2 protein-coding genes and 1 pseudogene are annotated in these 1,540 nt (G+C 63.8%); 2 read left to right on the top strand and 1 reads right to left on the bottom strand.

Going from position 1 to position 1,540, the window contains the following annotated elements; all coding sequences use genetic code 11:
• Window positions 1-104 (bottom strand): annotated as a pseudogene (locus tag VMR03_RS05335) (tRNA methyltransferase); the annotation flags it as partial.
• Between the two features lie 281 nt (window positions 105-385).
• Here VMR03_RS05335 and petA point away from each other — a divergent pair.
• Window positions 386-925 carry a ubiquinol-cytochrome c reductase iron-sulfur subunit gene (gene petA / locus VMR03_RS05330; RefSeq protein ID WP_325403006.1) on the top strand — a complete coding sequence of 180 codons (540 nt, stop codon included), beginning with the start codon at window positions 386-388 and terminating at the stop codon, window positions 923-925.
• 14 nt (window positions 926-939) lie between these two features.
• On the top strand, window positions 940-1,540 hold a 601-nt coding region (locus VMR03_RS05325), incomplete at its 3' end, for a cytochrome b (RefSeq protein ID WP_325403004.1).

Here is a 1,540-nt window from a genome sequence, read left to right as displayed (position 1 = left end):
CCGCAAGGCTCGACGATATCCACAGCCACGCCCAGGCAGGCGCCGAGCCGGATCAGCGTACCGGCGTTCTGAGGAATATCGGGCTCGAAGAGCGTCAGTCGCATCTGTTCTTCCCGTCTATGGAACCTGCCCGGCCGCCAGCCTTGCCCCGCCCTCCGGCATGCGGCGATGCGTCATCCTGCCACAGTGCAGGCGGGGCTGGACAAGCCTGACATTGAATGCCACAAAACGCCGCGTATGGGGCGAAAGCAGGGGATTCGTCACGCTTTCGCTCGATCTCGCGGGTTTGCGCCGCGCCGCCTTGGCCCTCACGACAGGAACCGTGGGGACACCGCCCGAAAGGCGGTCCGGCGACGTTCGGCTTTTATTCAAGGAGACCTGAACCGTGGCAGAAATCCACGCGGCCGAGCCGACACGGCGCGATTTCCTCTACGTGGCCACCGGCGCCTTTGCCGCCGTCGGCACTGCGGCCGCCGTCTGGCCGCTCATCGACCAGATGAACCCCGACGCCTCGGTTCTGGCGCTCGCATCGATCGAACTCGACATCTCGAACATTCCGGTCGGCCAGGAAATCACCATCAAGTGGCGCGGCAAGCCGGTTTTCGTGCGGCACCGCTCCGATGAGGAGATCAAGGCCGCCGAGAGCGTCGACGTCTCCGAGCTGCGCGATCCGCAGACCGACGACGTCCGCCTGGTGAAGGGCCCGAACGGCGAGCTCGAGAAGCAGTGGCTGGTGCTCATCGGCATCTGCACCCATCTCGGCTGCGTGCCGCTCGCCTACAAGGGCGAGTTCAACGGCTACTTCTGCCCCTGCCATGGTTCGGTCTACGACACATCCGGCCGCATCCGGAAGGGCCCGGCGCCTCTCAATCTCGAGGTGCCGCCCTACAAGTTCGTATCCGACACCAAAATCCAGATCGGCTGAGGGGGCTAGAAAAGATGAGTGGTCACAGCACCTATACACCGAGCAATGGCTTTACCCGCTGGCTCGACTCGCGCCTGCCGATCATCCGGCTCGGCCATGACACGGCCGTCAGCTACCCCGTCCCGAAGAACCTCAACTACTGGTGGACCTTCGGCGGCGTTCTGACCTTCTGCCTCGCCGTGCAGATCGTCACCGGCATCGTTCTCGCGATGCATTACATTCCGCAGACCGAACTGGCCTTCAAGAGCGTCGAGCACATCATGCGCGACGTGAACTACGGCTGGCTGCTGCGCTACGTCCACGCCAACGGCGCCTCGATGTTCTTCATCGCGGTCTATATCCACATGTTCCGCGGCCTCTATTACGGTTCCTACAAGGCGCCGCGCGACGTGCTGTGGATCCTCGGCTGCCTGATCTACCTCCTGATGATGGCGACGGCCTTCTTCGGCTACGTCCTTCCCTGGGGTCAGATGAGCTTCTGGGGCGCGACCGTCATCACCAATCTCTTCGGCGCGATCCCGCTGGTCGGCGAGTCGCTCCGCACCTGGCTCTGGGGCGGCTTCGCGGTCGGCGATCCGACGCTGAACCGCTTCTTCTCGCTCCACTACCTCTTCC

Origin of the sequence: Parvibaculum sp. (assembly GCF_035511255.1) — a bacterium.
Classification (GTDB): domain Bacteria; phylum Pseudomonadota; class Alphaproteobacteria; order Parvibaculales; family Parvibaculaceae; genus Parvibaculum.
This window is presented reverse-complemented; position numbering and strand designations above follow the sequence as displayed.